Source organism: Gilvimarinus sp. 1_MG-2023, assembly GCF_030548285.1.
In genome coordinates, this window is sequence record NZ_JAUOSC010000212.1 from 1 (window position 1) to 417 (window position 417).

The 417-nt window shown below is 44.4% G+C and carries 1 protein-coding gene; it reads right to left on the reverse strand.

The genetic code is table 11. From position 1 onward, the window contains the following. On the reverse strand, nucleotides 1-226 hold a 226-nt coding region (locus tag Q4563_RS16475; protein WP_303605252.1), incomplete at its 3' end, for a nucleotidyl transferase AbiEii/AbiGii toxin family protein. Nucleotides 227-417: the final 191 nt, after the last annotated feature.

Consider the following 417-nt stretch of genomic DNA (forward strand, 5'->3'; position numbering starts at 1 on the left):
GTTTGAAGTCATGGCCACCGTTGAAATCAAGATCTTCTGACAACCTACTGCTGTTGTAACACATGCGTAATGAGGTGCCGCCAATAAAGGTTAATCGCTGCATAACACCCTGCTTGATCAGCACGTCCATAATGTCATGATGCAAGATCTCTTTTTCTATCACGGGCGAGACTGCTGCATAGTCAGGGTTTGACTGTACGATTTGGTGAATTTGTTGCTTCAGCATACTTTATCTCCTACACACTCCCCCATACTTAGCTCTCCAACATATGTAGATTACGGCGGCAGTGCTTTAGATCTGCAACCGCTTGCTCTTTAAATGCGCGATACATTTTTATGTCGGGGTCATAATACAAATTAGGGGTGATTTGATCGATGGGCCTTTTAGTATGGGTGAAATCGATCACGCCATAAGGC